A 22,565-nucleotide genomic window follows, 5' to 3' on the forward strand; every position below is an offset into this window, starting at 1 on the left:
TCGAAATCAGGCTGCAGCGCGTAGTGGGCGGGTCAGCGCCACACCGTCGGCATCGAATAAATGGCAGTGTTCGGCGTCCAGGTGCAGGCTCAGTGTTTCGCCGTAACGGCTGGCCAGGTCGCCGCGAACGCGCATGGTCAAGGCTTCGCCGGACGAGGTCACCACGTGGCAGAAAGTGTCGCTGCCCAGGCGTTCGCTGACGTCAGCCGTGACCTGCAAAGTGCAGTCGCCGGTTTGCGCGAGATTCAGATGCTCCGGGCGAATGCCCAGGGTCACCGCGCCACCAACACTCAGGTTGGCGCCGCTCAGCGGCAACGTGATGCGGGTACCGGCGTCCAGCAGCACTTCGCAGCTCTGGCTTTCGACGCGGGTGACTTTGCCCTTGAGGAAACCCATTTTCGGCGTGCCCAGGAACCCGGCGACAAACAGATTGGCCGGCTGGTGATACAGATCCAGGGGCGAGCCGACTTGTTCGACTTTGCCGCCATTGAGTACGACAACCTTGTCGGCCATGGTCATGGCTTCGACCTGGTCGTGGGTTACGTAGATCATCGTGGCTTGCAGTTCTTTGTGCAGTCGCAACAGTTCCAGGCGCATCTGCACCCGCAGGGCGGCGTCGAGGTTGGACAGTGGCTCGTCGAACAGGAAAATCTTCGGATTGCGCACGATGGCGCGGCCGATGGCCACGCGCTGACGCTGACCGCCGGACAACTGTTTCGGTTTACGTTCGAGCATAGGCCCGAGTTCCAGGATGCGCGCCGCTTCGCCGACTTTCTTCTCGACTTCGGCTTTTGGTACGCCGGCCAGGTCGAGGGCAAACGACATGTTTTTGCGCACGCTCATGTGCGGGTACAGGGCGTAGGTCTGGAACACCATCGCCAGGTCGCGCTTGGCCGGGCTGACTTCGGTGATGTCGCGGCCATCGAGTTCGATGGAGCCGCCGCTGACTTCTTCCAGGCCGGCGATCAGTCGCAGCAACGTGGATTTGCCGCAGCCCGACGGGCCGACGAACACCACGAACTCGCGGTCGTTCACTTCCAGGTCGATGCCTTTGATTATGGAAAAGCCTTCGAAGCCTTTTTGCAGATTCTTGATTTTCAGGTTGGCCATGGTGGCGCTCCTTTTGTGCTTATTCTTTGAGGGCTATTTCACGGCGCCGAACGACAGGCCGCGGACCAATTGTTTCTGGCTGATCCAGCCGAAGATCAGGATCGGCGCGCAGGCCAGCGTCGACACCGCCGACAACTTGGCCCAGAACAGACCTTCGGGGCTTGAGTAGGAGGCGATCAATGCGGTCAACGGCGCGGCTTTCGACGAGGTCAGGTTCAAGGACCAGAACGCCTCGTTCCAGCACAGGATCAGCGACAGCAGCACCGTGGACGCCAGACCACCCTTGGCGATCGGCAGCAGCACCCGGACCATTTCCTGCCACAGCGTGGCACCGTCGAGGCGCGCGGCTTCGAGGATGTCTTTGGGGATGTCTTTGAAGTAGGTGTAAATCATCCAGACCACGATCGGCAGGTTGATCAGCGTGTAGATCACGATCAGCGCGATGCGCGTATCGAGCAGGCCGAAACTCTTGGCCAGCAGGTAGATCGGCATCAGCACGCCCACCGGTGGCAGCATCTTGGTGGAGAGCATCCACAGCAGCGTGCCTTTGGTGCGTTGGGTTTCGTAGAACGCCATCGAGTAGGCCGCCGGCACCGCGATCAGCAGGCACAGAGCGGTAGCGCTGAACGAAATCACCACCGAGTTCCAGGCGAAGCTGAAGTAATCGCTGCGCTCGTTGATGTGCAGGTAGTTCTCCAGCGTGGGCGTGAAGATGAACTGCGGCGGCGTGGCGAACGCATCGATTTCGGTTTTGAAACTGGTCATCACCATCCAGAAGATCGGGAAGAAGATCAGGATCGCGATGGCCCAGGCCAGGGTGCCGAGCAGCAGGCTTTGCAGACGGCGGGATTGTTGAAGGGTCATGGCGCAGGCCTCAGGCTTTGTCTGTCAGGTTTTTGCCGATCATCCGCACCAGCACGATGGCTGCGATGTTGGCGATCACCACCGCGATCAAGCCACCGGCGGACGCCATGCCGACGTCGAACTGCACCAGCGCCTGGTTGTAGATCAGGTAGGCGAGGTTGGTCGAGGCGTAGCCGGGGCCGCCGTTGGTGGTGGTGAATATTTCGGCGAACACCGAGAGCAGGAAGATGGTTTCGATCATGACCACTACGGCAATCGGCCGTGCCAGGTGCGGCAAGGTCAGGTGCCAGAAAATCGCGATCGGCCCGGCACCGTCGAGGCGCGCGGCTTCCTTCTGCTCCTGGTCGAGGGACTGCATGGCGGTCATCAGGATCAGGATCGCGAACGGCAGCCATTGCCAGGACACAATGATGATGATCGACAGCAGCGGGTAGTGCGCCAGCCAGTCCACCGGCTGCGCGCCGAACAGCTTCCAGACGTAGGCGAGAATCCCCGACACGGGATGGAAAATCAGGTTCTTCCAGATCAGCGCACCGACGGTGGGCATGATGAAAAACGGCGAGATCAGCATCACCCGTACGATGCCGCGACCGAGAAACTCACTGGCCTCCAGCAGCGCACTGATCAACACGCCGAACACCACGCTGATCAGCAGCACGCTGCCGACCAGCAACAAGGTGTTGGTGGCGCCGGGCAGGAAACCCGAGTCGCTGAGGAAGTAGCTGAAGTTCTCCAGACCGACAAACTCGTTCTCGCCGGGGTAGAGCAGGTTGTAGCGGATCAGCGAGAAGTAAACGGTCATGCCCAGCGGCACGATCATCCACAGCAGCAACAACGCCACCGAGGGGCTGACCAGGAACCAGCCGGGGTTGGCCAACCGGCTTTTACTCACCGGTTGGGGAATGTCCATGTGAGCTTTGGCAGTTGAAATATTCATGGCGATAGAACCGATAAGGAACAGACAAATGAAGAACAACTGTGGGAGCGAGCTTGCTCGCGATAGCGAACGATCAGCCGACATAGATGTTGAATGTCATGGCCTCATCGCGAGCAAGCTCGCTCCCACAGGGGGACGCGGGTTACTTGGGGTAACCGGCGCGCTTCATTTCACGTTCGGTGGTTGACTGGGCAGCGGTCAGGGCCTGGTCGACCGTGGTCTGGCCGATCAGCGCTGCCGAGAACAATTTGCCCACCTGGGTGCCCACGGCCTGGAATTCAGGAATGGTCACCAACTGGATGCCGATATACGGCACGGGCTTGAGAGTCGGCTTGCTCGGGTCCGCGGCTTTTAGCGATTCAAGGGTCACCTTGGCGAACGGCGCAGCCTTCATGTACTCATCGCTATACGTCGAAGCGCGGGTACCTGGCGGTACGTTGGCAATGCCGTCTTTCTCGGCAACCAATGCGCCGTACTCCTTGGAGGTGGCCCAGGCGCTGAAGGTTTTTGCTGCGTCCTTGGCCTTGGAACTGGTCGGAATTGCCAGCGCCCAGGAATACAACCAGGCCGAGCCCTTGTCGGTGGTCTCGTGCGGTGCGTAGGTGAAGCCGACGTGGTCGCTGACCTTGCTTTGGGTCTTATCGGTGACGAAGGAGCCGGCGACGCTGGCATCGACCCAGATGGCGCATTTGCCGCTGTTGAACAGCGCGAGGTTTTCGTTGAATCCGTTGCTCGACGCACCCGGCGGGCCGGATTTTTTCATGGTGTCGACGTAGAAGTTCAGCGCGTTTTTCCACTCGGGGCCGGTGAATTCCGGCTTCCACTGCTCATCGAACCAGCGCGCACCATAGGCATTGGCGACGGTGGTGATCAGCGCCATGTTCTCGCCCCAGCCGGCCTTGCCGCGCAGGCAGATGCCGTACTGTTCTTTATCCTTATTGGTGAGTTTGCTGGCGAATTCGCTGATCTGGGTCCAGGTCGGGTGCTCGGGCATGGTCAGCCCGGCTTCCTTGAACAGATCGGTGCGGTAATAGGTGATGGAGCTTTCGGCGTAGAAGGGCAAGGCATAGAGCGAACCCTTGACCGACAGGCCTTCACGCACCGATGGGAACACATCGTCGAGGGCGTAATTGGCCGGCAAGTCCTTCATCGGCTCCAGCCAACCTTTGGAGCCCCAGAGTGCGGCTTCGTACATGCCGATGGTCAGTACATCGAACTGTCCGCCCTGAGTGGCGATGTCGGTGGTCAGGCGTTGGCGCAGGACATTTTCTTCCAGCACCACCCAATTGAGCTTGATGTCCGGATGCTCGGCCTCGAAGGTTTTCGAGAGCTTTTGCATGCGAATCATGTCGCTGTTGTTGACGGTGGCGATGGTCAGGGTCTGCGCGCCGAGGCTGACGCTGCTGAGGGTCATGCAGGTGAGGGCAAGCAGAGCTTTTACAGAAGGTTGCATCGTGCACTCCTTTTCTGCACCCGGTGGGTTACAGAAGGACAGTTATTGTTTTTGTGTCTTCCTGCGGAGGGAAGAATGTGCACTGATTACAGCCTTCAATTGATGACGTGACAAATCATCCATCGCACTTGAATCGATACTATTTTGCACTGAGGTTTGAAGGGAGAGGTGCAGGGAACGGCTTTTTAGCGGTTAGACCCTATGGATTCCGTACAGGTTTTCGGGCCCCAAGATCAAAAGATCGCAGGCTCCGCCAGCTCCTACATTGGAATGCGATCCCCTGTAGGAGCTGGCGGAGCCTACGATCTTTTGATCTTTCTTTACCCGAGGTTCTGCTCAGTCAACCGCTGCACCGCCAACCGCCGGTAATGCGACGGCGTCATGCCCTTGAGTTGCTGAAAGCGCCGATTGAAATTGGAAATATTGTTGAAGCCCGATTCGAAACACACATCGGTTACCGGTTTGTCACCGTCGGCCAACAGCTCACAGGATTTGCTGATGCGCAGTCGATTGACGAATTCGATGAAGCAGCGGCCGGTGGCCTGCTTGAACACTCGACTGAAGTAAGTCGGCTTCATGCCCAAGTGCTCGGCGACTTCCTCCAGCGGCAGTTCCCGAGCGTAATGCGCGAAGATGTAATCCACCGCCCGGTTGGTGCGATCGATATTGTGCTCGTCGGCCAATTGCGGTGTCGTAGCCCCGGACAGCAGCTGATAGTCGTCAGAGGCCGCCAGTAACTCCAGCAGAATGAAAAAGTGCCCGAGGCGCGTCACGCCTTTGGTGTCGGCGATGCGCTGCATCAAAGTCACGGCCTGGCGAATGGTGCGCTTGCAGCGAAACTCGATGCCGTACTGGGCGCGCTCCAACAGCGGCGCCAGCGTTTTGAGCTCGGCGAACACCAAGTGGCCGCTGTCGAATAACTCATCCGTGAAGTTGACCAGCATGTCGCGCTTGGGCACCACTTCGTCTTCGGCCACCTGGCTGATCCAGTTGTGGGGCAGGTTGGGGCCGGTGAGGAATAGCGATTCTGGATAGAAGTTACCGATGTAGTCACCAATGAACACTTTGCCGGAGCTGGCGACAATCAGGTGCAGTTCGTATTCCTTGTGAAAATGCCAGCGCACCAACGGGCAGGGAAAACCGTGCTGACGATAGATGATGGACAACCCGTTGTGGTCGTCCATCAGTTCGTAGGAGGGGTCTGTCACGCGGGCTGTTCGAGTCATGTCGGGGTGCTTTTCTTGTTATCGCTATCCGATCATGCCTCTTTTGGCGCCTGCTGTGCCAGCCTGCCGCGACTTTCGTTTATGCCGGCTTGTGCAACCTGTCTCCGTAAACCGCTTTCATGCTGGTGGCGCTCCAGCAGAAGCGGACAATATCCGCCTCGTCAAAGAAATCGGTGCTGATGATGCTGCAACGGGTGACCCAGTCGCGGGTGGTGTGGAACCAGTCGTTGATTTGGTTTTTGATGTGCTGCGGGCCACCCAACAGCGAATAGCACGTCGCCGGCAAAGACCAGAGAAATGTATCGTAAGGCGCCCCCACAAGGGTGGTCTGGATATGCGATTGCAGATCGCTGGTGTCGGTGAATGCCTCGCCGTTCCACTTGTGAGGTATTTGCGGCCAGAAATACTCACTGTCCAGCCCGGGCTTCGCCTGCGCTGCCATGACGCAGCGGCGCTGCGAGTTGGCGCGCTTGAGTTGGTCCACGGTACTGCGCGCATCCGAAGAGCGGATCAAGCGCGAGCCCAGGCCGCGCATCAGAAGATCATTGAGTTGTTGGTAGTCGAAAGGCTTCGCTGCATCCCCTAACTGGTGGAAGTCGAGGACGATGAATTCGTCCGGGTTTCGGTCGAGGAATGTCGTCACCGCGTCGATCAGTTCATCAAGAATGCGGTGGGACTGATAGCCGTTGTGATGGAAGTAAAACACCGGTACTACCGGGCCGGCGGTACAGCCAAGCCGGATATCGAACGCCCGTGCGCCGTTGGCCAGTTGCCAGGCAAATGAGTCGTTCTGGCACGTCGTCCAGTTGCCGACCACCACCTCATAGTTGGGCGCTTTTTTGTCCATGCCGGCGTTGTGCGTGCCCGGCCAGACGATGTCGGTCAGCCTCAACCGGCCGATATCCAGTACGTTGCTCATCCATTTCTGTTTGTCGAGTGTGGTTGCTGTATTGCGGGTCATGACAGTTCCTTGTCGTGATTCGCCCCATCCGTGGGGAAAAGAAGTTCATGTGTCGGATGTGGCTGGGTGCCACATCCGTATCACTCGCCTGAGACAAAAGGCTTTCATAACCCAGCATAGAAGTGCGTGGCAGTATTGCCAGTGTCGGAAACACGTACACAAGAATAGCTATTTGATGGCGCGGAAATTGTTAATTTCGCTTGCTCGCTTTCATCAGGTTTACCATTCGGCAATAAGAGACAATGTTGGACTCTTCAATAAAGTCGACATTGATGATGTTGCACTTTAACGCCCAGTCACTTTTCTTCGGGTCGAACCAGGAGTTAAGCTCATCATGAATGTCCACGGGGCCGCCGAGAGCGCTGTAACTGGTGGCGGAAAGCGACCACGGTGCCCATGTGCCTGGCGGGTATTTCAGCACATTAATAATGTGCTTTTCCAAATCTGCGGCATTGGTGATACCGCTGCCAGACCATTTGTGCCCGATCTGCTCGTGAAATACGTTTTGATCAAGCGCTCTGTGCCATGGTGCGGCGACTAAAATTCTTTGTGTAGAGCTGATTTGTTTGAGTTGACGAAGACTCAGAGACCGGTTTTTGGTGGGGATCATGCGACGGCCGAGAAAGAGCATCATCATGCTGTTGAAGTAAGCGAAATCAAACTGCTCCCCTTTCAGTTCATGAAAGTCCAGGATGATGAATTCGTTGGGGTTCTCCTGAAGAAATTTTTCCACGTCGGTTACAAGGTGCCCCAAGGTACGACCATTGCGGTAACCGTTGTGATGAATGCAGAATTTCCCGAGTCCCTGCGCGTCAGCGTCGTACATTAAACGGATATCGAGTGCTCGAGAGCCGTGGCTCAGCTGGGCATAAAACGATTGGTGCTGACAGGCGAGCCAGTGGGCACCTGGAATCAGCGGCCAGGATGCTTTCCAGTCGCTGCCCGCGTTATGGGTGCCTGGCAGCGTCAATTCGCAGAGCGACAATGTATCAATTGCCGGAGTAGCGGTCATCCAGTTGTTAAGTGTGTAATTATTCTGAACAAAGTTGTCCATTTAATGCATCCTTGCATTGATTTATCAGGGGCGGGTAGTTGCGCCGAACTTAACTAATCAAGTTAGCGTTCGGCTCGGTATTTATAGAGATGGTATTAAGCTTGGTCAATAATAGTGATAATGCAAAATGTTTGTTATTAGGGTGAGTGTTATAGCGGATTTCGATTCTTTGCCTCAATCCATTGCGCCATGTATTGCGTGCTTTTGTGATGGTGATGACGCAACATGCTACCTGTAAAATTATCACTTCTAAGTTGCGTCAGGTGTTGTTGGCAGTACACCAGCTTTTCGATCAATGCCGGGCCATGTTCGGACTGTCGATAACGATCAGCCAGTAATGTCTGACCCAGGGATTGGGCGTCTGTCCAAAGTGTTTCATCCTTGTACAGCCGAACCGCGCAATCGGCGAACGCCTGTGCTGTGCTGGCTACCGCGCCGGGCCAGAGATGTTCGCCGTGCATCGCTTCTGCGCCGATTGGCGTTGTGATCGTGGGCGTGCCACACAACATGGCGTCGACAATCTTGCCTTTGATGCCGGCACCGAAGCGTAAGGGGGCCAGGCATATCCGCGCGCAAGACATGACTTCTAACGCATCTTCCGCCCAGTTCATCACATGAAACCCCTGGCCAGGGTTGTGCAACGCAGTCGCTTTGGGCGGTGTGTAAGCACCGTAAATGTGCAATTGAGCCGTTGGCAGTTGTGCGCGAATCAGCGGCCAGAGAGTGGTTTTCATCCAGAGCACCGCATCCCAGTTGGGCGCATGACGGAAGTTGCCGATGCTGAGAAAGTGCGCGCGGTCTTCAAAAGAAACCGGTGGCACGCTCGGTAGATCGACCATCAGCGGGCACCAGTGCAGCAAGTGGCGCGGCAGCTTGAATTGCTCGATCAGCAACTCGATCTCTACTTCGGAGATCATCAGATTCAAGTCGCAACGATAAATCGCTGCGATTTCCCGTTTGGCCAGATCGGTCTCGGCCATGAGTTCGAACTCTTCACGCAACGCCGGGGCGAACAAATCGTTGAAGTCATTGGCGTCGTCACTGGCCTTCAAACGCTCCTTGAGGCGTTGATGGCGGGCATCTCGCAGGCTTTGCAGGTCGGAGGTCTCAAGCACGCGCAAGGCATCGGGGCAGTGCTTCTCAACTCGCCAGCCGAACTGTTCTTCCATCATGAACCGATCGAACAGAACGATATCCGGGGCCAGTTCGCTGATGAACGTGTCGAAACTGCTGTTGTTCAATTCGATCGGGACTTCGCGAATGCCCAAGACCGTCAGGTCTGCCCGGTGTTCACCGGTGCCAGCCGGGCTACTGAACGTAATGTTCCAGCCTTGCTGCAAGAAGGTCTCGAGAATTTGCATCATGTGCCCACCGGCCGCTGAAGAACGGGGCTCGGGCCAGACGTAACCAATGACGAGGACTTTGGTTGCGCGGGGCTGGGTCATCGGTATTCCTTGAGACGGGTAATCGGGCAGGGGCGCAATTAAACCACAGCAAGCGTGGCATTGAACTGAACGCTCCGGTGTCAGGCGCAAGAAAATGGATGACCGAGAACAGTCAAGGAAACACGACAATCCCACAGAGCAAAAGGGTTGAGATTGTCGTGTCTTGATTTACTGACCCAGGGTGGCGGGTAGCGTTCTGCAAAACGCCTCATCGGCGGGTGGCGCCTGATTCGGATACGTATCCGGAAGAACCTTGACCATCGTCGTCTCGACAACGCCGTCCGCGTACTCAGCTTCGAAGAACTCTGCGGCCCAACCCACCTTGGGAGCACGGAGAGTCGCTTGGACGTCCATTGCGACCGGCAATGGTTTTGCGGTGTAGCGCACGCCGCAGTTGTACCGGAAGTCCCGGGCCTTTGGGTTGAGCGCTGTCCACTGAGTCGTCCTGATCGGCATTTCGGACAAGGTCAGGTGCAACTTGGTCGATGTGGCGTCCAGGCGTTGTTCCTGTGCCTTTAATCTCGGTGCGGTATTGCCGGTCTGCCGCCGCTTGATATAAGGAATCAGGTTCGCTTCAACAAACGCCCGCACATCGTGGGCGGAATTGGGAATGACCCGAAGTGTATTGTCACCCGGCAGGTCCGCAAGATACTGGCGTGAAGCATCCGGGATGAAGAAGTCATCGCCACTGGCGTTGACGATGTATTTCGGGATCTTCAAGCGGTCGGTATAGCCGGACAGATTCCGATAGGTCATCGGATCTTCGACCTGCATCAGCTTCTTGAATGGCTCGGTCTTGCGTTGGGCGATCACACCTTGCAAGTAGTAGTCGATGTACGCCAGTGGCCAGTTACCGCCGTAGGTCAGAAACGTCTCGTCGAACACTTTGTCCGTGTTCAAGACGTCAATGACAAACGGCACGATGCTATCGACGCGTGAGTCCGCAAGGGCGGACAGCCATACCGCCCAACCGCGTTTCGACGCGCCGGTGGCAAGAAAACTCACCACCTGGCCTGGCTGCGTTTCCTTTTGCGCCAGGTCCATGGCCTTGACCAGCGCTTCCATCATCGGCACATGCAGCGACATAAAAGGCTGTTGTTCCGGGGCCTGCATGAATAGTTTCCAGCTGTGGGCAACGCTGCCATCTTCTGTGCGCGGCACGCCGTCATCGCTGTAGGTCAAATACTGGTTAGGGACATTGCTGACAGCCACTACGATCAAACCGGTTTGGCGGGCAATGTTGAGCAGTGTTTGCTGCGAAAAGTTGTTGGGTGCTCCCGGAGACTCACCGGGCAAAGGCTTGTTGACGCCGTCGTTGGCGACCAGCACGGCACGCGTACCCTTGACGTTGTCGGGAATGTACAGGTCGACTCCATGGGTCCAGTCTGCCGGGGCGACTTGACCGCCCTGACCCCAGGACTGTGACGTCAACTCGAAGCGCCGGATGTTGACGCCGGGCTGTTGCTCTTGTCCCTTACTGATGTAGCGCAGCGGTTGCGTCGCTTCGGCTTTGCGATAGCAGCTCAATACTTCGCTGAACGCCTGTCCGCTCTGTTCAAAGCAGTGCTGGGGATTGTCGGAAGAGGCTGACTGGCAACCATATCCGGCGATGAGCATCAGCAATAATCCGCTGACTTTCAAATAACGTGCGTAGCGTTGGGTTCGACTCGGCATGGACTCGGTTCCTTATGAGTGGGATCACCGGTCCAATCAAACGCCAGGCGGGCGGCCTTTTCTACTGTCAAACTTGACAGGTCAGAGCCCAAAAACGCCGAAAAATGCAGCCTTACGTCGGTTTATGCAGAAAAGTGGTGGGGCCAGGATGCCCAGCCAACTGTCTCAGGCCAGCATGCCTTTGACCTTGTCGCGCAACTGATCAATGGAAAACGGTTTACCAATCACGTGCATACCTTCGGGCACATCAATGCTTTCGGCATAGCCACTGGCAAACAGGATCGGCAACTCAGGGCGCAGCATCCGGGCCTGGTTGGCCAATTCACGGCCATCCATCACCGGCAAGCCGACGTCGGTCATCATCAAATCGATGTACTGGTCCTCATCGTTGAGGAATTCCAGCGCCTTTTCACTGCCATCGGCCTCAAGCACCTTGAACTCCAGCTCCTCCAGCACATCGACAATCAGCATGCGCACAATGTCATCGTCTTCGACTACAAGGATGATGGACGTGTTGGAGTACATAGTGGGGGGTTCTCAGAGATTGAATTCGCGGTTGCCGATCGATCGAAATCGCCGGGCTCTTGTTTGAGTAAGTGACGGAACCCGACAAGTTCCCAACGCCGTGGAAAAAAGAATAGCTGTACTCGTGCTGACAAGGATAACCGCTCCTTTGCGTTGGAGCAGTGGAATGTAGGATTTTGCGCGAAAACGCGTCAAAAAATTGGATCAATCCGCCGCTTTTGGGGCAAACTCCTTGGTTTTCAACAGCTCGACAAGGTTTCCCCCATGACATCCGCGTCTTCGGTTGATGAGCAACGATTTCGTAAACTCCTGAGCCGCAACGTCAGCCTGCCGTTGGGTGTCGGCGTGCTCAGTGCAGTGTTCTTTGTCTCGCTGATCACTTACCTGCTGTCGGTGATCCAGTGGGTCGAGCACACCGACCGGGTGATCAATAACGCCAATGAAGCGACCAAGCTGACCGTCGATCTGGAAACCGGTATGCGCGGCTTCCTGCTTACTGGCGACGAGCACTTCCTTGAACCCTACGAAACGGCCAAGCCGCGAATCGCTGTCGCCCTCAATACCTTGCTCGAACTGACCGCGGACAACCCGGTGCAGACCGACCGCCTGCACCGGCTCCAGGCCTTGCAGAATGAGTGGGCCACTTTCGCGCAGACAATAATTGAATTGCAGCGATCCAGCGGCGATTACCGCAGCGCGGTCAAGGCCGGGCGCGGCAAGCGGCTGACCGATGAGATCCGCAAGCAATTCGAAGACGTGATCGACATGGAGCAACAGTTGCGCACCACCCGCAACGAGGAAGTGCGCCGCACCACGATCTGGAGCATCAGCCTTTATCTGTTGTTCATCGCCGGGATCAGCGCATTGCTGGCCTACATTGGCCGTCGGGACTTGCTCAACCTTTCACAAAGTTACAGCGCCAACCTCGCCTTGCAACAGGCCAGCGCCCAGCGTCTGGAACAGCAGGCCTGGCTGCGCAATGGCCAGACCGAACTGGCCGAACAAGTGCTGGGGCAACTGTCGCTTAATCTGCTGGGCCGCAACATTCTGCAGTTCTGCGCGCAGTACCTGGGCACCGCCGTAGCAGCTATTTATGTTCGTGAAGAGCACGGTGGACTCAAGCGCATTGCCTCTTACGGTTTCTCCCGCGAGCAGGAAGCGCGCGAACAGCAGATTTACAGCGATGAAGGCATTGTCGGCCAGGTGGCGAACCAGGCTCGCTTGATTCGTCTTGATGATGTACCGAGCGATTACTTCAAGGTCAGCTCCGGCCTGGGCGAAGGTCTTCCCCATAGCGTGCTGGTGGTGCCGACCAGTGACGACGATCGGGTCAACGGTGTGATCGAACTGGGCTTCCTGCGCCCGCTGACGGACCGTGATGTCGAATTGCTTGAACTGATTGCCGGCAACATCGGCACGTCCATCGAGGCCGCTCGCTATCGCCAGCGCTTGCAGGAAGTGCTGGCCGAAACCCAGCAGCTCAATGAAGAACTGCAAGTCCAGCAGGAAGAACTCAAGACCGCCAACGAAGAGCTGGAAGAGCAGTCGCGGATTCTCAAGGAGTCTCAGGCGCATCTGGAGACCCAGCAGGTCGAGCTTGAACAAACCAATGAGCAACTCGCCGAGCAAGCGCAGATTCTGGCCGACCAGCGCGACGCCATGGACCTGAAGAACACCGAGCTCAATCAGGCCCAGACTCAGCTCGAAGAACGCGCCGAAGAGTTGCAACGCTCGAGCAAGTACAAGTCTGAATTCCTCGCCAACATGTCCCACGAGTTGCGCACGCCGCTGAACAGCTCGTTGATCCTCGCCAAGCTGCTGGCGGAAAACCCCCAGGAAAACCTCAGCGCCGAGCAGGTCATGTTTGCCGAGTCGATCTACTCTGCCGGCAATGATTTGCTCAACTTGATCAACGACATTCTCGACATTTCCAAGGTCGAGGCCGGCAAGCTTGAAATGCGACCGGAGAACACCAGTATCGCGCGCCTGGTGGATGGCTTGCGCGGGATGTTCCAGCCATTGGCTGCCGACAAGAAGCTGGACTTCCAGGTCGAGGTGCAGGCCGGTGCGCCCATGATGATCTTCACCGACCGCCAGCGTCTGGAGCAGGTGATCAAGAACCTGCTGTCCAACGCGGTGAAATTCACCGAAAAAGGCACGGTCAGCCTGACGGTTGCCAGTCAGCCAGGCGACGGTATCGCCTTTATCATTCGCGATTCGGGGATTGGCATTGCCGCGGATCAGCAGGACAGCATTTTCGAAGCCTTCCGCCAGGCCGATGGCACCACCAATCGCCGTTACGGCGGCACCGGCCTGGGCTTGTCGATTTCCCGTGACCTGGCCGCCTTGCTTGGCGGTTCCATCAGTGTCACCAGCGAGCCGGGGCAGGGCAGTGTGTTTACGCTGGTTTTGCCGCAGCAATACGTTGAACCGGGCGAGGATCCTGTCGAGCCGATGAGAGCCACGCCGGTTGCCATTACACCGAGAGTGACGCCCGCCGCGCTGGTGCCGTTGATTGCCGAAGTCGATATCCCGCGTTTCGACGACGATCGCACCAAGGCGCCATTCGCCACTCGTTGCATTCTGGTGGTGGAAGACGAGCCGAACTTTGCCAATATTCTTTATGACCTGGCGCATGAGCTGGGGTATCAGTGCTTGGTGGCGCACGGCGCGGACGAGGGTTACGACCTGGCCAGGGAATTCATCCCGGACGCCATTCTGCTGGACATGCGTCTGCCGGATCATTCCGGGTTGACTGTGTTGCAACGCCTGAAGGAACGCGCTGAAACCCGGCACATTCCGGTGCATGTGATTTCGGTGGAAGACCGGGTCGAAGCCGCGATGCACATGGGCGCCATTGGTTACGCGGTCAAGCCGACTACCCGCGAAGAACTCAAGGACGTGTTTGCCCGCCTTGAGGCCAAGCTGACCCAGAAAGTCAAACGCGTCCTGCTGGTCGAAGACGACGATGTGCAGCGCGACAGCATTGCCCGACTGATCGGCGACGATGACATCGAGATCACTGCCGTGGGCCTGGCCCAGGATGCACTGAACCTGCTGCGCACGACAATTTTTGACTGCATGATCATCGACCTGAAGCTACCGGACATGCTCGGCAACGACTTGCTCAAGCGCATGTCCACGGAAGACATCTGCTCGTTCCCGCCGGTGATCGTCTACACCGGGCGCAACCTGACCCGGGACGAAGAGGCCGACCTGCGCAAGTATTCGCGCTCGATCATCATCAAGGGCGCCCGCTCGCCCGAGCGTTTGCTGGATGAGGTCACACTCTTTCTGCACAAAGTCGAATCCAGGTTGTCCCATGAACGCCAGAGGATGCTCAAGACCGCGCGCAGTCGCGACAAGGTTTTCGAGGGTCGCAAGGTGCTGCTGGTGGACGACGATGTGCGCAACATCTTTGCCCTCACCAGCGCCCTGGAGCAAAAGGGTGCAGTCGTGGTCATCGGCCGAAACGGTCGTGAAGCGATTGAAAGACTGAATGAAGTCGAGGACATCGATCTGGTGTTGATGGACGTGATGATGCCGGAGATGGATGGCTACGAAGCCACCATCGAGATCCGCAAGGACCCGCGCTGGCGCAAGCTGCCGATCATCGCGGTGACGGCCAAGGCCATGAAGGACGATCAGGAGCGCTGCCTGCAAGCGGGCTCCAATGATTACCTGGCCAAGCCCATTGACCTGGATCGCCTGTTCTCGCTGATTCGCGTGTGGTTACCGAAAATGGAACGCATTTAGTGGAACGCAATTATTCAGTGGAGCGAAATAGCGAGATCGAAATTCGCTTGTTGATCGAGGCGATCTACCTCAAATACAGCTATGACTTTCGCGACTACTCCGGCGCTTCGATCAAGCGCCGGGTCAATCACGCGTTGAGCCAGTTCGAGTGCACGACCATTTCAGCGTTGCAGGAAAAGGTCCTGCACGACCCGACGGCGTTCATGCAGTTGTTGCAACTGCTGACGATCCCGGTCAGCGAAATGTTCCGCGACCCTTCGCATTTCCTGGCGATCCGCAAGGAAGTGGTGCCGCTGCTCAAGACTTACCCCTCGATCAAGATCTGGATCGCCGGTTGCAGCACCGGTGAAGAGGTCTATTCGATGGCCATTCTGCTGCGCGAAGAAGGCTTGCTCGATCGCACCATCATCTACGCCACCGACATCAATCCGCGCTCGCTGGATAAAGCCAAGCAAGGGATATTCTCCATGGAGAATGTCCGCGCCTACACTCATAACTACCAGCAGGCAGGTGGCCAGCGTTCGTTCGCCGACTACTACACGGCGGCTTACGGTTACGCCATTTTCGACAAGACGCTGTGTGAGAACGTGACCTTCGCCGATCACAGCTTGGCGACCGACAGTGTCTTTTCAGAAACTCAATTAATTTCGTGTCGTAATGTATTGATTTATTTCAACAAAAAGCTTCAGGATCGTGCTTTCGGTTTGTTCCATGAATCCCTTTGTCATCGAGGATTTTTGGTGCTGGGTAGCAAGGAAACCCTGGATTTTTCGGCCTACGGCAACCAGTTCGAACCGTTGGTCAAACAAGAACGGATTTACCGCAAATCATGAACAGTGCACCCGATTTGCCTTCTATAGAGGCCATCGTGATTGGCGCCTCGGCCGGCGGTGTGGAGGCGTTGCTGAACATCCTCAGCCCATTGCGAGAAGGCTTCAAGCTGCCGATCATCGTGGTTTTGCACCTGCCGGACGAACGTCGCAGCCCTCTGGCCGAGGTGTTCGCACGGCGAGTATCCATGCCTGTACTGGAAGCCCGCGACAAGACGCTGGTTGAAGCCGGAACGCTGTATTTCGCGACACCGGGTTATCACTTGTCGGTGGAGCAAGACCGCAGTTTTTCCTTGAGCCTGGAAGCCCGCGTGCATTATTCGCGACCGGCCATCGATTACCTGTTCGAGTCGGCCGCCGATGCCTACGGTTCAGCCCTGGCCGCGGTGTTGTTGACCGGAGCCAACCGTGATGGCGCCCACGGCCTGGCCCAGGTCAAGCGTCGTGGCGGCATGACCATCGTCCAGGACCCGGATGAAGCCCAGGTCGCGACCATGCCTCAGGCTGCGCTTGATCTACACCAGCCGGACCACATTCTCCCTATACGCGGCATCGGCCGTCTGCTTGTCGAGCTGGAACGAATCGCATGCTAAGTACTATCCAAGCCAAACTGCTGATCGTCGACGATCTGCCGGAGAACCTGTTGGCGCTCGAGGCACTGATCAAGCGCGAAGACCGTATCGTCTATAAAGCCTTGTCCGCCGACGAAGCCTTGTCGCTGTTGCTGCAACACGAATTCGCCATGGCTATTCTCGACGTGCAGATGCCCGGCATGAACGGCTTCGAGCTGGCCGAGCTGATGCGCGGCACGGAAAAGACCAGGAACATCCCGATTGTCTTCGTCAGTGCGGCCGGTCGTGAGCTGAACTACGCGTTCAAGGGCTACGAAAGCGGCGCCGTGGATTTCCTCTACAAGCCGCTGGATATTCATGCGGTCAAGAGCAAGGTCAACGTGTTCGTCGAACTGTTTCGCCAAAGCAAGGCAATGAAACAGCAGGTCGAAGAACTGGAGCAAAGCCGCCGTGAGCAGGAAGCGCTGCTCAAGCAGTTACAGAGTACCCAGCTGGAACTGGAGCAAGCGGTGCGCATGCGTGATGACTTCATGTCCATCGTCGCCCACGAAGTCCGCACGCCGCTCAATGGCCTGATCCTCGAAACCCAGTTGCGCAAGATGCACCTGGCCCGGGATAACGCCGCGGCGTTCACCCTGGACAAGATGCACGCGATGGTCGATCGCGATGAGCGGCAGATCAAAAGCCTGATCCGCCTGATCGAAGACATGCTCGATGTGTCGCGCATTCGTACCGGCAAGTTGTCGATACGACCGACGCGCTTCGATATGTCGGCGCTGGTTCGCGGCTTGTTGCAGAACTTTGCACCGCAGATCGATGCTGCCGAGTCCTCGGTCACCTTCGAGGCCGAGCAACCGGTGGTGGGCAACTGGGACGAATTTCGCATTGAACAGGTGATTTCCAACCTGCTGACCAATGCTTTGCGCTACGGCGCCAAGAGTCCGATCACCGTTAAGGTGTACAGTGAGAGCGGTCAGGCTCGGGTGGAAGTGCGCGACCTTGGGATCGGTATCAGCGAAGAGAACCAGAAGCGTATTTTCCAGCAGTTCGAACGCGTCACGGCCAAACACGCTGTCGCGGGGTTGGGCCTGGGGTTGTTTATTTCCGAACAGATTGTGGCCGCCCATGGCGGTTCCATTACCGTCGAAAGCCGGATTGGCGAAGGCGCCTTGTTTCGCGTTTGTCTGCCGCTGTAGGAAAACAGCCAGATAAACGCAACCTCTGATCGACCCCACGGTCGTATCAGCAGCTATTGACCGAACAAAGGCTTCCCATGAGTGAAGATGCACAAGACGTCGTATTGATCGTCGAAGATGACCCCTCGATTTTGATGGTGCTGTCGGCCTATCTGTCGGGGGAGGGCTATCGGGTATTGCAGGCCGAAAACGGCGAGCAGGCCTTCGAGATTCTGTCGAGCAAACCACATCTGGACATGATGATCACCGACTTCCGCCTGCCGGGCGGAATCTCTGGCGTTCAGATTGCTGAACCCGCCGTGAAGCTGCGACCGGAACTCAAGGTCATTTTCATCAGCGGTTATCCGCAGGAAATCCGCGAGACGGACAGCCCGATCACCCGTAAAGCACCGATTCTGGCCAAGCCGTTTGATCTGGATGTACTGCAAGAGCTTATGCAGGAAATGCTTTCCTGAGAGCCGCATGTTCTGTGTAGCAGCTGCCGAAGGCTGCGTTCGGGCGCGCAGCGGCCGCTTATCTGGGCTACACAATCCCTTGGCGAGGACTTCGTCCTCGAACGCAGCCTACGGCAGCTGCTACAGGGGGCGCGTCAAATCCGAATCATCTCCCGCACCTTCGCCGTCAGCAGGTCGAAGGTGAACGGCTTGGTGATCATCTGCATGCCAGGATCAAGGAAACCGCCGCGCACCGCCGCGTGTTCGGCGTAGCCGGTGATGAACAACACCTTCAGATCCGGCCGGTATTGCCGGCCGATTTCCGCCAGTTGCCGGCCATTCATGCCGGGCAATCCAACGTCGCTGATCAACAGATCGATACGCTGCCCGGAATCGAGAATCGGCACCGCGCTGTCGGCATCGCCAGCCTCGACGAAGGCATAGCCCAGGTCACTCAACACCGTACTGACCAACACCCGCACCGCCGGATCGTCCTCGACGATCAGCACGGTTTCGCCATTCTGTGCGAACGGAGCGTGCTGGATGTGCACCGGGTTGTCCTGAGGCACGTCACCGCCGAATCGCGGGAGAAACAGACTCACCGTGGTGCCTTCGCCCACTTCACTTTGAATGGCGACGTGGCCGCGTGATTGTTTGCTGAAACCATAGATCATCGACAGTCCAAGGCCTGTGCCCTGGCCGATGGGCTTGGTGGTAAAGAACGGATCAAAGGCCCGGTTGATGGTGCTTTGCGGCATGCCACACCCGGTGTCGGTGACACTCAGCACCACGTAATCACCCGGTTGAAGGTTGCTCTGGGCCTCGGTGAAGCCAATGTCCAGAGACTGATTGCTGGTTTTCACCACCAGTTTTCCGCCATCGGGCATCGCATCCCGAGCATTGATCACCAGATTGAGCAGGGCGCTTTCCAATTGGTTGGGATCGGCTTCGGCCACCCAGAGTTGTTCGCTCAGTTGCATGTCCAGCTGAATGCTTTCGTTGATGCTGCGCTGAAGCAATTCGCCCATGGAGACCACCAGGGTGTTCATCTCAACGGGTTTGGAGTCCAGCGACTGACGCCGGGAGAACGCCAGCAGTCGGTGGGTCAGACCTGCCGCGCGGTTGGCTGAGGTCACGCCCAGGTCGATCAGACTGTCCAGATCGTCGGTGCGCCCACGGGCCAGACGTCGGCGCAGCAGCTCCAGGCTGCCGATGATGCCGGTCAGCATGTTGTTGAAGTCGTGGGCAATACCGCCGGTGAGCTGGCCGACCGCTTCCATCTTCTGCGATTGGCGCAGGGCTTCTTCATTGTGTCGTAGCTGGGCGGTGCGTTCCTCGACCTGCTGTTCGAGGGTTTCGAGGGTGTTTTGCAACCGCAGTTCGCTTTGACTCAGATCGATCAGCCGGTCCCTGGCTTCGTACTGTCGTCGACGTCCGCGCAACGCGGTGGTCACCAGGCTGATCAACGTGACCGGGTGAAAGGGACGCTCAAGAAAGGTCACGTTCCCCAGCTGTGGGCCGTAGCGCGATGCCGGGTTTTGTTCCGGGCCGCCATGGTGGGTCATCAATACAATCGGAAGGTCCGACCAGGCAGGCTGTTGCTCGATCAGCTCGAACAGTGGTTCAAGATCACCGCCCAACAAGGCCTCGGAAGAGATCAGCAGCAAGCCTGCCCCTTGCTCCAGCTCGCTGCACAACGCCACCAGGTCCCGAGTAATCACCCCGTCGTAACCTGCTTCATTGAGCATCATCAGCGCAATCTGGCTGTCGCGACCCAGCGGCGCGAGAATGATCGCGCGCTCGGACATCGCTTCCTGGGCAATCACGGGCTTTGTTCCTCAAGCAAGGGTTTGCTGGCGCCCAGATAAGTGGGAACGCCACGCAATACGCCCTCAAAGGCATCCAGCGGTTCACCAATCGTCATGCCCTGAGCGCTGATTCGGTATTCCCGAATGGTTGACTCATGGCTGCCCGTGCGTTTCTTGATGATCGAGATCGCCCGGCGAACCTTGCCCAATGCCTCGAAGTAGCGCAGCAGGATGACCGTATCGGCCAGATAGGTGATGTCGACAGGGGCTTGCATGTCACCGACTAGCCCATGCTGGGCGACGGTCATGAAGGTCGCGGCACCCTGGCGATTGAGGTACAACAGCAACTCGTGCATGTGCAGTACCAAGGCGCTTTCCTCGGGCATCGCCGCCTGATAGCCATTGATGCTGTCGATCACCACGGTCTTGATATCGCCCTCATCGACACAGCGACGAACCCGGTAGGAAAACTCTCCGGGGGACAACTCGGCCGCGTCCACTTGCTCGATCAGCAGGTTGCCGGTGTCTTGCAGCGCCTGGAGGTCGATGCCGATGTTCTTCATGCGCTCGAACAGCAACCCGAGCTCTTCATCGAAAATGAACAGCGCAGCTTTTTCGCCACGGGCCACGGCGGCAGCGGCGAAGATCATCGAGATCAGCGATTTGCCAGTACCGGCCGGGCCAAGGATCAGCGTACTGGACCCGGTCTCGATCCCGCCGCCGAGCAGGGCGTCCATCTCCTTGATGCCGCTGGTCAACTGCTGGCGGATATAGCGACCGCGGTGCTCGGCGGCCACCAGACGCGGAAAAACATGCACGCCATCGCCCATGATGGTGAAGTCATGAAACCCGCCACGGTACTTCTGGCCACGGTATTTCACCACACGGATCCGCCGCCGCTCGGCGCCATAGTTGGGGGTCAGTTCTTCAAGGCGAATGACGCCGTGGGCCACACTGTGCACGGTTTTGTCGAGGGATTCGGTGGTCAGGTCGTCCAGCAACACCACTGTGGCGTCATAGCGCACAAAGTAGTGTTTGATTGCGAGGATCTGGCGACGGTAGCGCAATGAGCTTTGGGCCAGCAGACGAATCTCGGAAAGACTGTCGAGCACCACACGGGTCGGCTTGACCCGTTCGACCACTTCGAAAATCTGCTTGGTGGCTTCGCCCAGTTCAAGGTCCGAGGAATACAACAAGCTCTGCTGATGCTCGGCATTGAGCAGGCTTTCCGGGGGCGTCAGCTCGAAGATGTGGATGTTCTCATCCAGCTCCCAACCGTGGGACAACGCACCCTGTCGCAGCTCCCGCTCGGTTTCCGACAGCGTGATGTACAACGAGCGCTCGCCGGCACGAGCGCCGGCCAACAGGAAATGCAAAGCGACGGTGGTTTTGCCGGTTCCGGGTTCACCCTCCAGTAAAAACACATGCCCGCGGGACAATCCACCGGCCAGGATGTCATCCAGACCTTCGATGCCGGTGGCGGCTTTTGCACTGATCAACTCGTTAGATGTAGACAAAAAATGCCCTCTCATGACTAGGGGGAACGAGGCAGCAGGCCGTAAGTGCCTGAATGGACTACCTGTTCTCTTGACCCTTGGCCGAGACGACGAGTTCAACGAAATTTCTGCTGTTGTTAAAGCCCTTGCTGCAAGGCGGGGTCGTCGGGATTGAGTTGTTCAAGTTGCGCCAACAGAATCTGTACGTTCTGCAGCTGGCCGCTTTCTTTCCAGTAGTTGATCAACAATACCCGGGCTTTTCGGTCGGCCGGGTGGCGCTGGACGATCTCCTGCAACTGTTTCTGCGCCGCTTCCAGCTCCTGTTCATCGTGAAGCGTGGTGGCCAGATCGTAGCGGTAATCCTTGTTGTCCGGCTCCAGCTCCACGGCTTTGGAAAGGCCGAGCAGGGCGAACTCACTTTGCCCGTGATGCAACAGCCAGAGCCCCAGGGCATGTTGCAGGTAGGCTGAATCGGGCTGAGCCTTTAGCTGCTTGGCCAACAGTTGCCGGGCAGCATCGTTTTGGCCCAGGCGATCCAGCACGTCGATTTGCATCACCACCGCGGGCAGGTTGCCGGGCGCAAGACGCAAGGTGTTCTCCAGTGCCTGCTGCGCCTCTTTCCATTCTGCGTTATGAAGATGCAGCCGAGCCAATTGATATTGGTTGTCGGCGCTTTCCGGTTGACTCTTCAGGTCCTGTTCCCAGGCATCGATGGCTTGCTCCAGCGGTCCGAAGTACAAACCGAGATCGTCCGGCGATAGCCCCAGCAAGGCGTTCACGGCGGTATAGCGGACGCGCTGTTCGCCGTCATCGAGTAACGGGCCCAGCAGCAGGCTGCGCTGACCGCTGGGCACCAGACCGCTGATGCTTTTGATCGCCGCAATACGCACGTCTGGCGATTCATGCTGCAAGTCCGCATCCGCCAGTTTCAAGGCCACGGAGCTGGGGTAGTTGGGCAGTTCGGCATGCAACCAGACGCGGCGTTTGAGCGATATATCAGGGCGGCCCAATTGCTGGTAGAGGACCCGCGCTGCGCCCGGCTGGCCTGCGCGAGCCTGGTTCAGCGCCTCGCTGTAGCCACGCTTGATCGCCTCCGGCACGGCGGGGGGTGTGCTGCGCAGGAAAAACCAGGCAACGCCGATGGCAAACAGGACGCAGAGGCTGATGAGCAAGTAGCGGCGGGAATGGGGCATGCAGGAATCCGGGAGCTGGCGAGCTGTTGCA

The 22,565-nt window shown here is 57.6% G+C and carries 18 protein-coding genes; 5 read left to right on the forward strand and 13 right to left on the reverse strand.

What is annotated here, in order from left to right:
* Positions 1-6: 6 nt before the first annotated feature.
* The 10 genes from ACIQU2_RS12145 to ACIQU2_RS12190 form a co-directional block, all read right to left on the reverse strand.
* Positions 7-1,110, reverse strand: coding sequence for an ABC transporter ATP-binding protein (locus ACIQU2_RS12145; RefSeq protein WP_403140838.1), 1,104 nt, complete (start codon positions 1,108-1,110; stop codon positions 7-9).
* A gap of 33 nt (positions 1,111-1,143) precedes the next feature.
* Entirely contained in the window at positions 1,144-1,974 is an 831-nt protein-coding gene (locus tag ACIQU2_RS12150; RefSeq protein ID WP_046047128.1) for a carbohydrate ABC transporter permease, read from the reverse strand.
* Between the two features lie 10 nt (positions 1,975-1,984).
* Entirely contained in the window at positions 1,985-2,884 is a 900-nt protein-coding gene (locus ACIQU2_RS12155; RefSeq protein ID WP_347805809.1) for a sugar ABC transporter permease, read from the reverse strand.
* A gap of 169 nt (positions 2,885-3,053) precedes the next feature.
* A complete protein-coding gene (locus ACIQU2_RS12160; RefSeq protein WP_403140840.1) occupies positions 3,054-4,364 on the reverse strand; it encodes an ABC transporter substrate-binding protein in 1,311 nt (436 codons plus the stop codon).
* Positions 4,365-4,684: 320 nt separating this feature from the next.
* The gene (locus ACIQU2_RS12165; RefSeq protein WP_347805805.1) at positions 4,685-5,590 is read right to left on the reverse strand and encodes an AraC family transcriptional regulator; all 906 of its coding nucleotides are present in this window, start codon (positions 5,588-5,590) and stop codon (positions 4,685-4,687) included.
* 79 nt (positions 5,591-5,669) lie between these two features.
* Positions 5,670-6,551: a phospholipase gene (locus tag ACIQU2_RS12170; protein ID WP_347805804.1), complete on the reverse strand. Its 882-nt coding sequence runs from the start codon at positions 6,549-6,551 to the stop codon at positions 5,670-5,672.
* A gap of 190 nt (positions 6,552-6,741) precedes the next feature.
* Positions 6,742-7,605 carry a phospholipase gene (locus ACIQU2_RS12175; protein ID WP_403140841.1) on the reverse strand — a complete coding sequence of 288 codons (864 nt, stop codon included), beginning with the start codon at positions 7,603-7,605 and terminating at the stop codon, positions 6,742-6,744.
* A 149-nt stretch (positions 7,606-7,754) separates the two neighbouring features.
* Positions 7,755-9,050, reverse strand: coding sequence for a glycosyltransferase (locus tag ACIQU2_RS12180; protein ID WP_347805802.1), 1,296 nt, complete (start codon positions 9,048-9,050; stop codon positions 7,755-7,757).
* A 168-nt stretch (positions 9,051-9,218) separates the two neighbouring features.
* Positions 9,219-10,724: a PhoPQ-activated protein PqaA family protein gene (locus ACIQU2_RS12185; protein WP_403140844.1), complete on the reverse strand. Its 1,506-nt coding sequence runs from the start codon at positions 10,722-10,724 to the stop codon at positions 9,219-9,221.
* Between the two features lie 165 nt (positions 10,725-10,889).
* Positions 10,890-11,249, reverse strand: coding sequence for a response regulator (locus ACIQU2_RS12190; RefSeq protein ID WP_347805800.1), 360 nt, complete (start codon positions 11,247-11,249; stop codon positions 10,890-10,892).
* Positions 11,250-11,513: 264 nt separating this feature from the next.
* On the opposite strand from ACIQU2_RS12190, the gene ACIQU2_RS12195 reads away from it, so the two are divergent.
* The 5 genes from ACIQU2_RS12195 (at position 11,514) to ACIQU2_RS12215 (ending at position 18,058) form a co-directional block, all read left to right on the forward strand.
* On the forward strand, positions 11,514-15,005 hold the full coding sequence (locus ACIQU2_RS12195) for a response regulator (RefSeq protein ID WP_403140847.1): 3,492 nt from the start codon (positions 11,514-11,516) through the stop codon (positions 15,003-15,005).
* Positions 15,005-15,838: a CheR family methyltransferase gene (locus ACIQU2_RS12200; RefSeq protein WP_403140849.1), complete on the forward strand. Its 834-nt coding sequence runs from the start codon at positions 15,005-15,007 to the stop codon at positions 15,836-15,838. Before ACIQU2_RS12195 ends, ACIQU2_RS12200 begins: the two co-directional genes overlap by 1 nt.
* A complete protein-coding gene (locus ACIQU2_RS12205; RefSeq protein ID WP_403140851.1) occupies positions 15,835-16,428 on the forward strand; it encodes a chemotaxis protein CheB in 594 nt (197 codons plus the stop codon). The genes ACIQU2_RS12200 and ACIQU2_RS12205 overlap by 4 nt, the downstream gene beginning before the upstream one ends.
* Positions 16,422-17,603 (forward strand): hybrid sensor histidine kinase/response regulator, encoded by a 1,182-nt coding sequence (locus tag ACIQU2_RS12210; RefSeq protein ID WP_347806137.1) that lies wholly within the window; start codon positions 16,422-16,424, stop codon positions 17,601-17,603. The genes ACIQU2_RS12205 and ACIQU2_RS12210 overlap by 7 nt, the downstream gene beginning before the upstream one ends.
* 77 nt (positions 17,604-17,680) lie before the next feature.
* Positions 17,681-18,058, forward strand: a complete 378-nt coding sequence (locus ACIQU2_RS12215) for a response regulator (protein ID WP_008146959.1) — start codon at positions 17,681-17,683, stop codon at positions 18,056-18,058.
* A 134-nt stretch (positions 18,059-18,192) separates the two neighbouring features.
* On the opposite strand, the gene ACIQU2_RS12220 is transcribed toward ACIQU2_RS12215, so the two are convergent.
* The 3 genes from ACIQU2_RS12220 to ACIQU2_RS12230 form a co-directional block, all read right to left on the reverse strand.
* Complete coding sequence (locus ACIQU2_RS12220; RefSeq protein WP_403141244.1) at positions 18,193-19,845, reverse strand: ATP-binding protein; 1,653 nt, start codon at positions 19,843-19,845, stop codon at positions 18,193-18,195.
* Between the two features lie 14 nt (positions 19,846-19,859).
* Entirely contained in the window at positions 19,860-21,362 is a 1,503-nt protein-coding gene (locus ACIQU2_RS12225) for an ATPase domain-containing protein (protein WP_347806135.1), read from the reverse strand.
* A gap of 116 nt (positions 21,363-21,478) precedes the next feature.
* Positions 21,479-22,534: a tetratricopeptide repeat protein gene (locus ACIQU2_RS12230; RefSeq protein ID WP_403140853.1), complete on the reverse strand. Its 1,056-nt coding sequence runs from the start codon at positions 22,532-22,534 to the stop codon at positions 21,479-21,481.
* Positions 22,535-22,565: the final 31 nt, after the last annotated feature.

It is taken from the genome of Pseudomonas sp. NPDC098740 (assembly GCF_044760065.1).
Classification (GTDB): Bacteria; Pseudomonadota; Gammaproteobacteria; order Pseudomonadales; family Pseudomonadaceae; genus Aquipseudomonas; species Aquipseudomonas rossensis.

Excerpts from the sequence above, each read along its gene's own strand:
- ACIQU2_RS12145 (WP_403140838.1), bottom strand. The coding sequence starts at position 1,110 with ATGGCCAACCTGAAAATCAAGAATCTGCAAAAAGGCTTCGAAGGCTTT.
- ACIQU2_RS12150 (WP_046047128.1), bottom strand. The coding sequence starts at position 1,974 with ATGACCCTTCAACAATCCCGCCGTCTGCAAAGCCTGCTGCTCGGCACC.
- ACIQU2_RS12155 (WP_347805809.1), bottom strand. The coding sequence starts at position 2,884 with ATGGACATTCCCCAACCGGTGAGTAAAAGCCGGTTGGCCAACCCCGGC.
- ACIQU2_RS12160 (WP_403140840.1), bottom strand. The coding sequence starts at position 4,364 with ATGCAACCTTCTGTAAAAGCTCTGCTTGCCCTCACCTGCATGACCCTC.
- ACIQU2_RS12165 (WP_347805805.1), bottom strand. The coding sequence starts at position 5,590 with ATGACTCGAACAGCCCGCGTGACAGACCCCTCCTACGAACTGATGGAC.
- ACIQU2_RS12170 (WP_347805804.1), bottom strand. The coding sequence starts at position 6,551 with ATGACCCGCAATACAGCAACCACACTCGACAAACAGAAATGGATGAGC.
- ACIQU2_RS12175 (WP_403140841.1), bottom strand. The coding sequence starts at position 7,605 with ATGGACAACTTTGTTCAGAATAATTACACACTTAACAACTGGATGACC.
- ACIQU2_RS12180 (WP_347805802.1), bottom strand. The coding sequence starts at position 9,050 with ATGACCCAGCCCCGCGCAACCAAAGTCCTCGTCATTGGTTACGTCTGG.
- ACIQU2_RS12185 (WP_403140844.1), bottom strand. The coding sequence starts at position 10,724 with ATGCCGAGTCGAACCCAACGCTACGCACGTTATTTGAAAGTCAGCGGA.
- ACIQU2_RS12190 (WP_347805800.1), bottom strand. The coding sequence starts at position 11,249 with ATGTACTCCAACACGTCCATCATCCTTGTAGTCGAAGACGATGACATT.
- ACIQU2_RS12195 (WP_403140847.1), top strand. The coding sequence starts at position 11,514 with ATGACATCCGCGTCTTCGGTTGATGAGCAACGATTTCGTAAACTCCTG.
- ACIQU2_RS12205 (WP_403140851.1), top strand. The coding sequence starts at position 15,835 with ATGAACAGTGCACCCGATTTGCCTTCTATAGAGGCCATCGTGATTGGC.
- ACIQU2_RS12210 (WP_347806137.1), top strand. The coding sequence starts at position 16,422 with ATGCTAAGTACTATCCAAGCCAAACTGCTGATCGTCGACGATCTGCCG.
- ACIQU2_RS12215 (WP_008146959.1), top strand. The coding sequence starts at position 17,681 with ATGAGTGAAGATGCACAAGACGTCGTATTGATCGTCGAAGATGACCCC.
- ACIQU2_RS12220 (WP_403141244.1), bottom strand. The coding sequence starts at position 19,845 with ATGTCCGAGCGCGCGATCATTCTCGCGCCGCTGGGTCGCGACAGCCAG.
- ACIQU2_RS12230 (WP_403140853.1), bottom strand. The coding sequence starts at position 22,534 with ATGCCCCATTCCCGCCGCTACTTGCTCATCAGCCTCTGCGTCCTGTTT.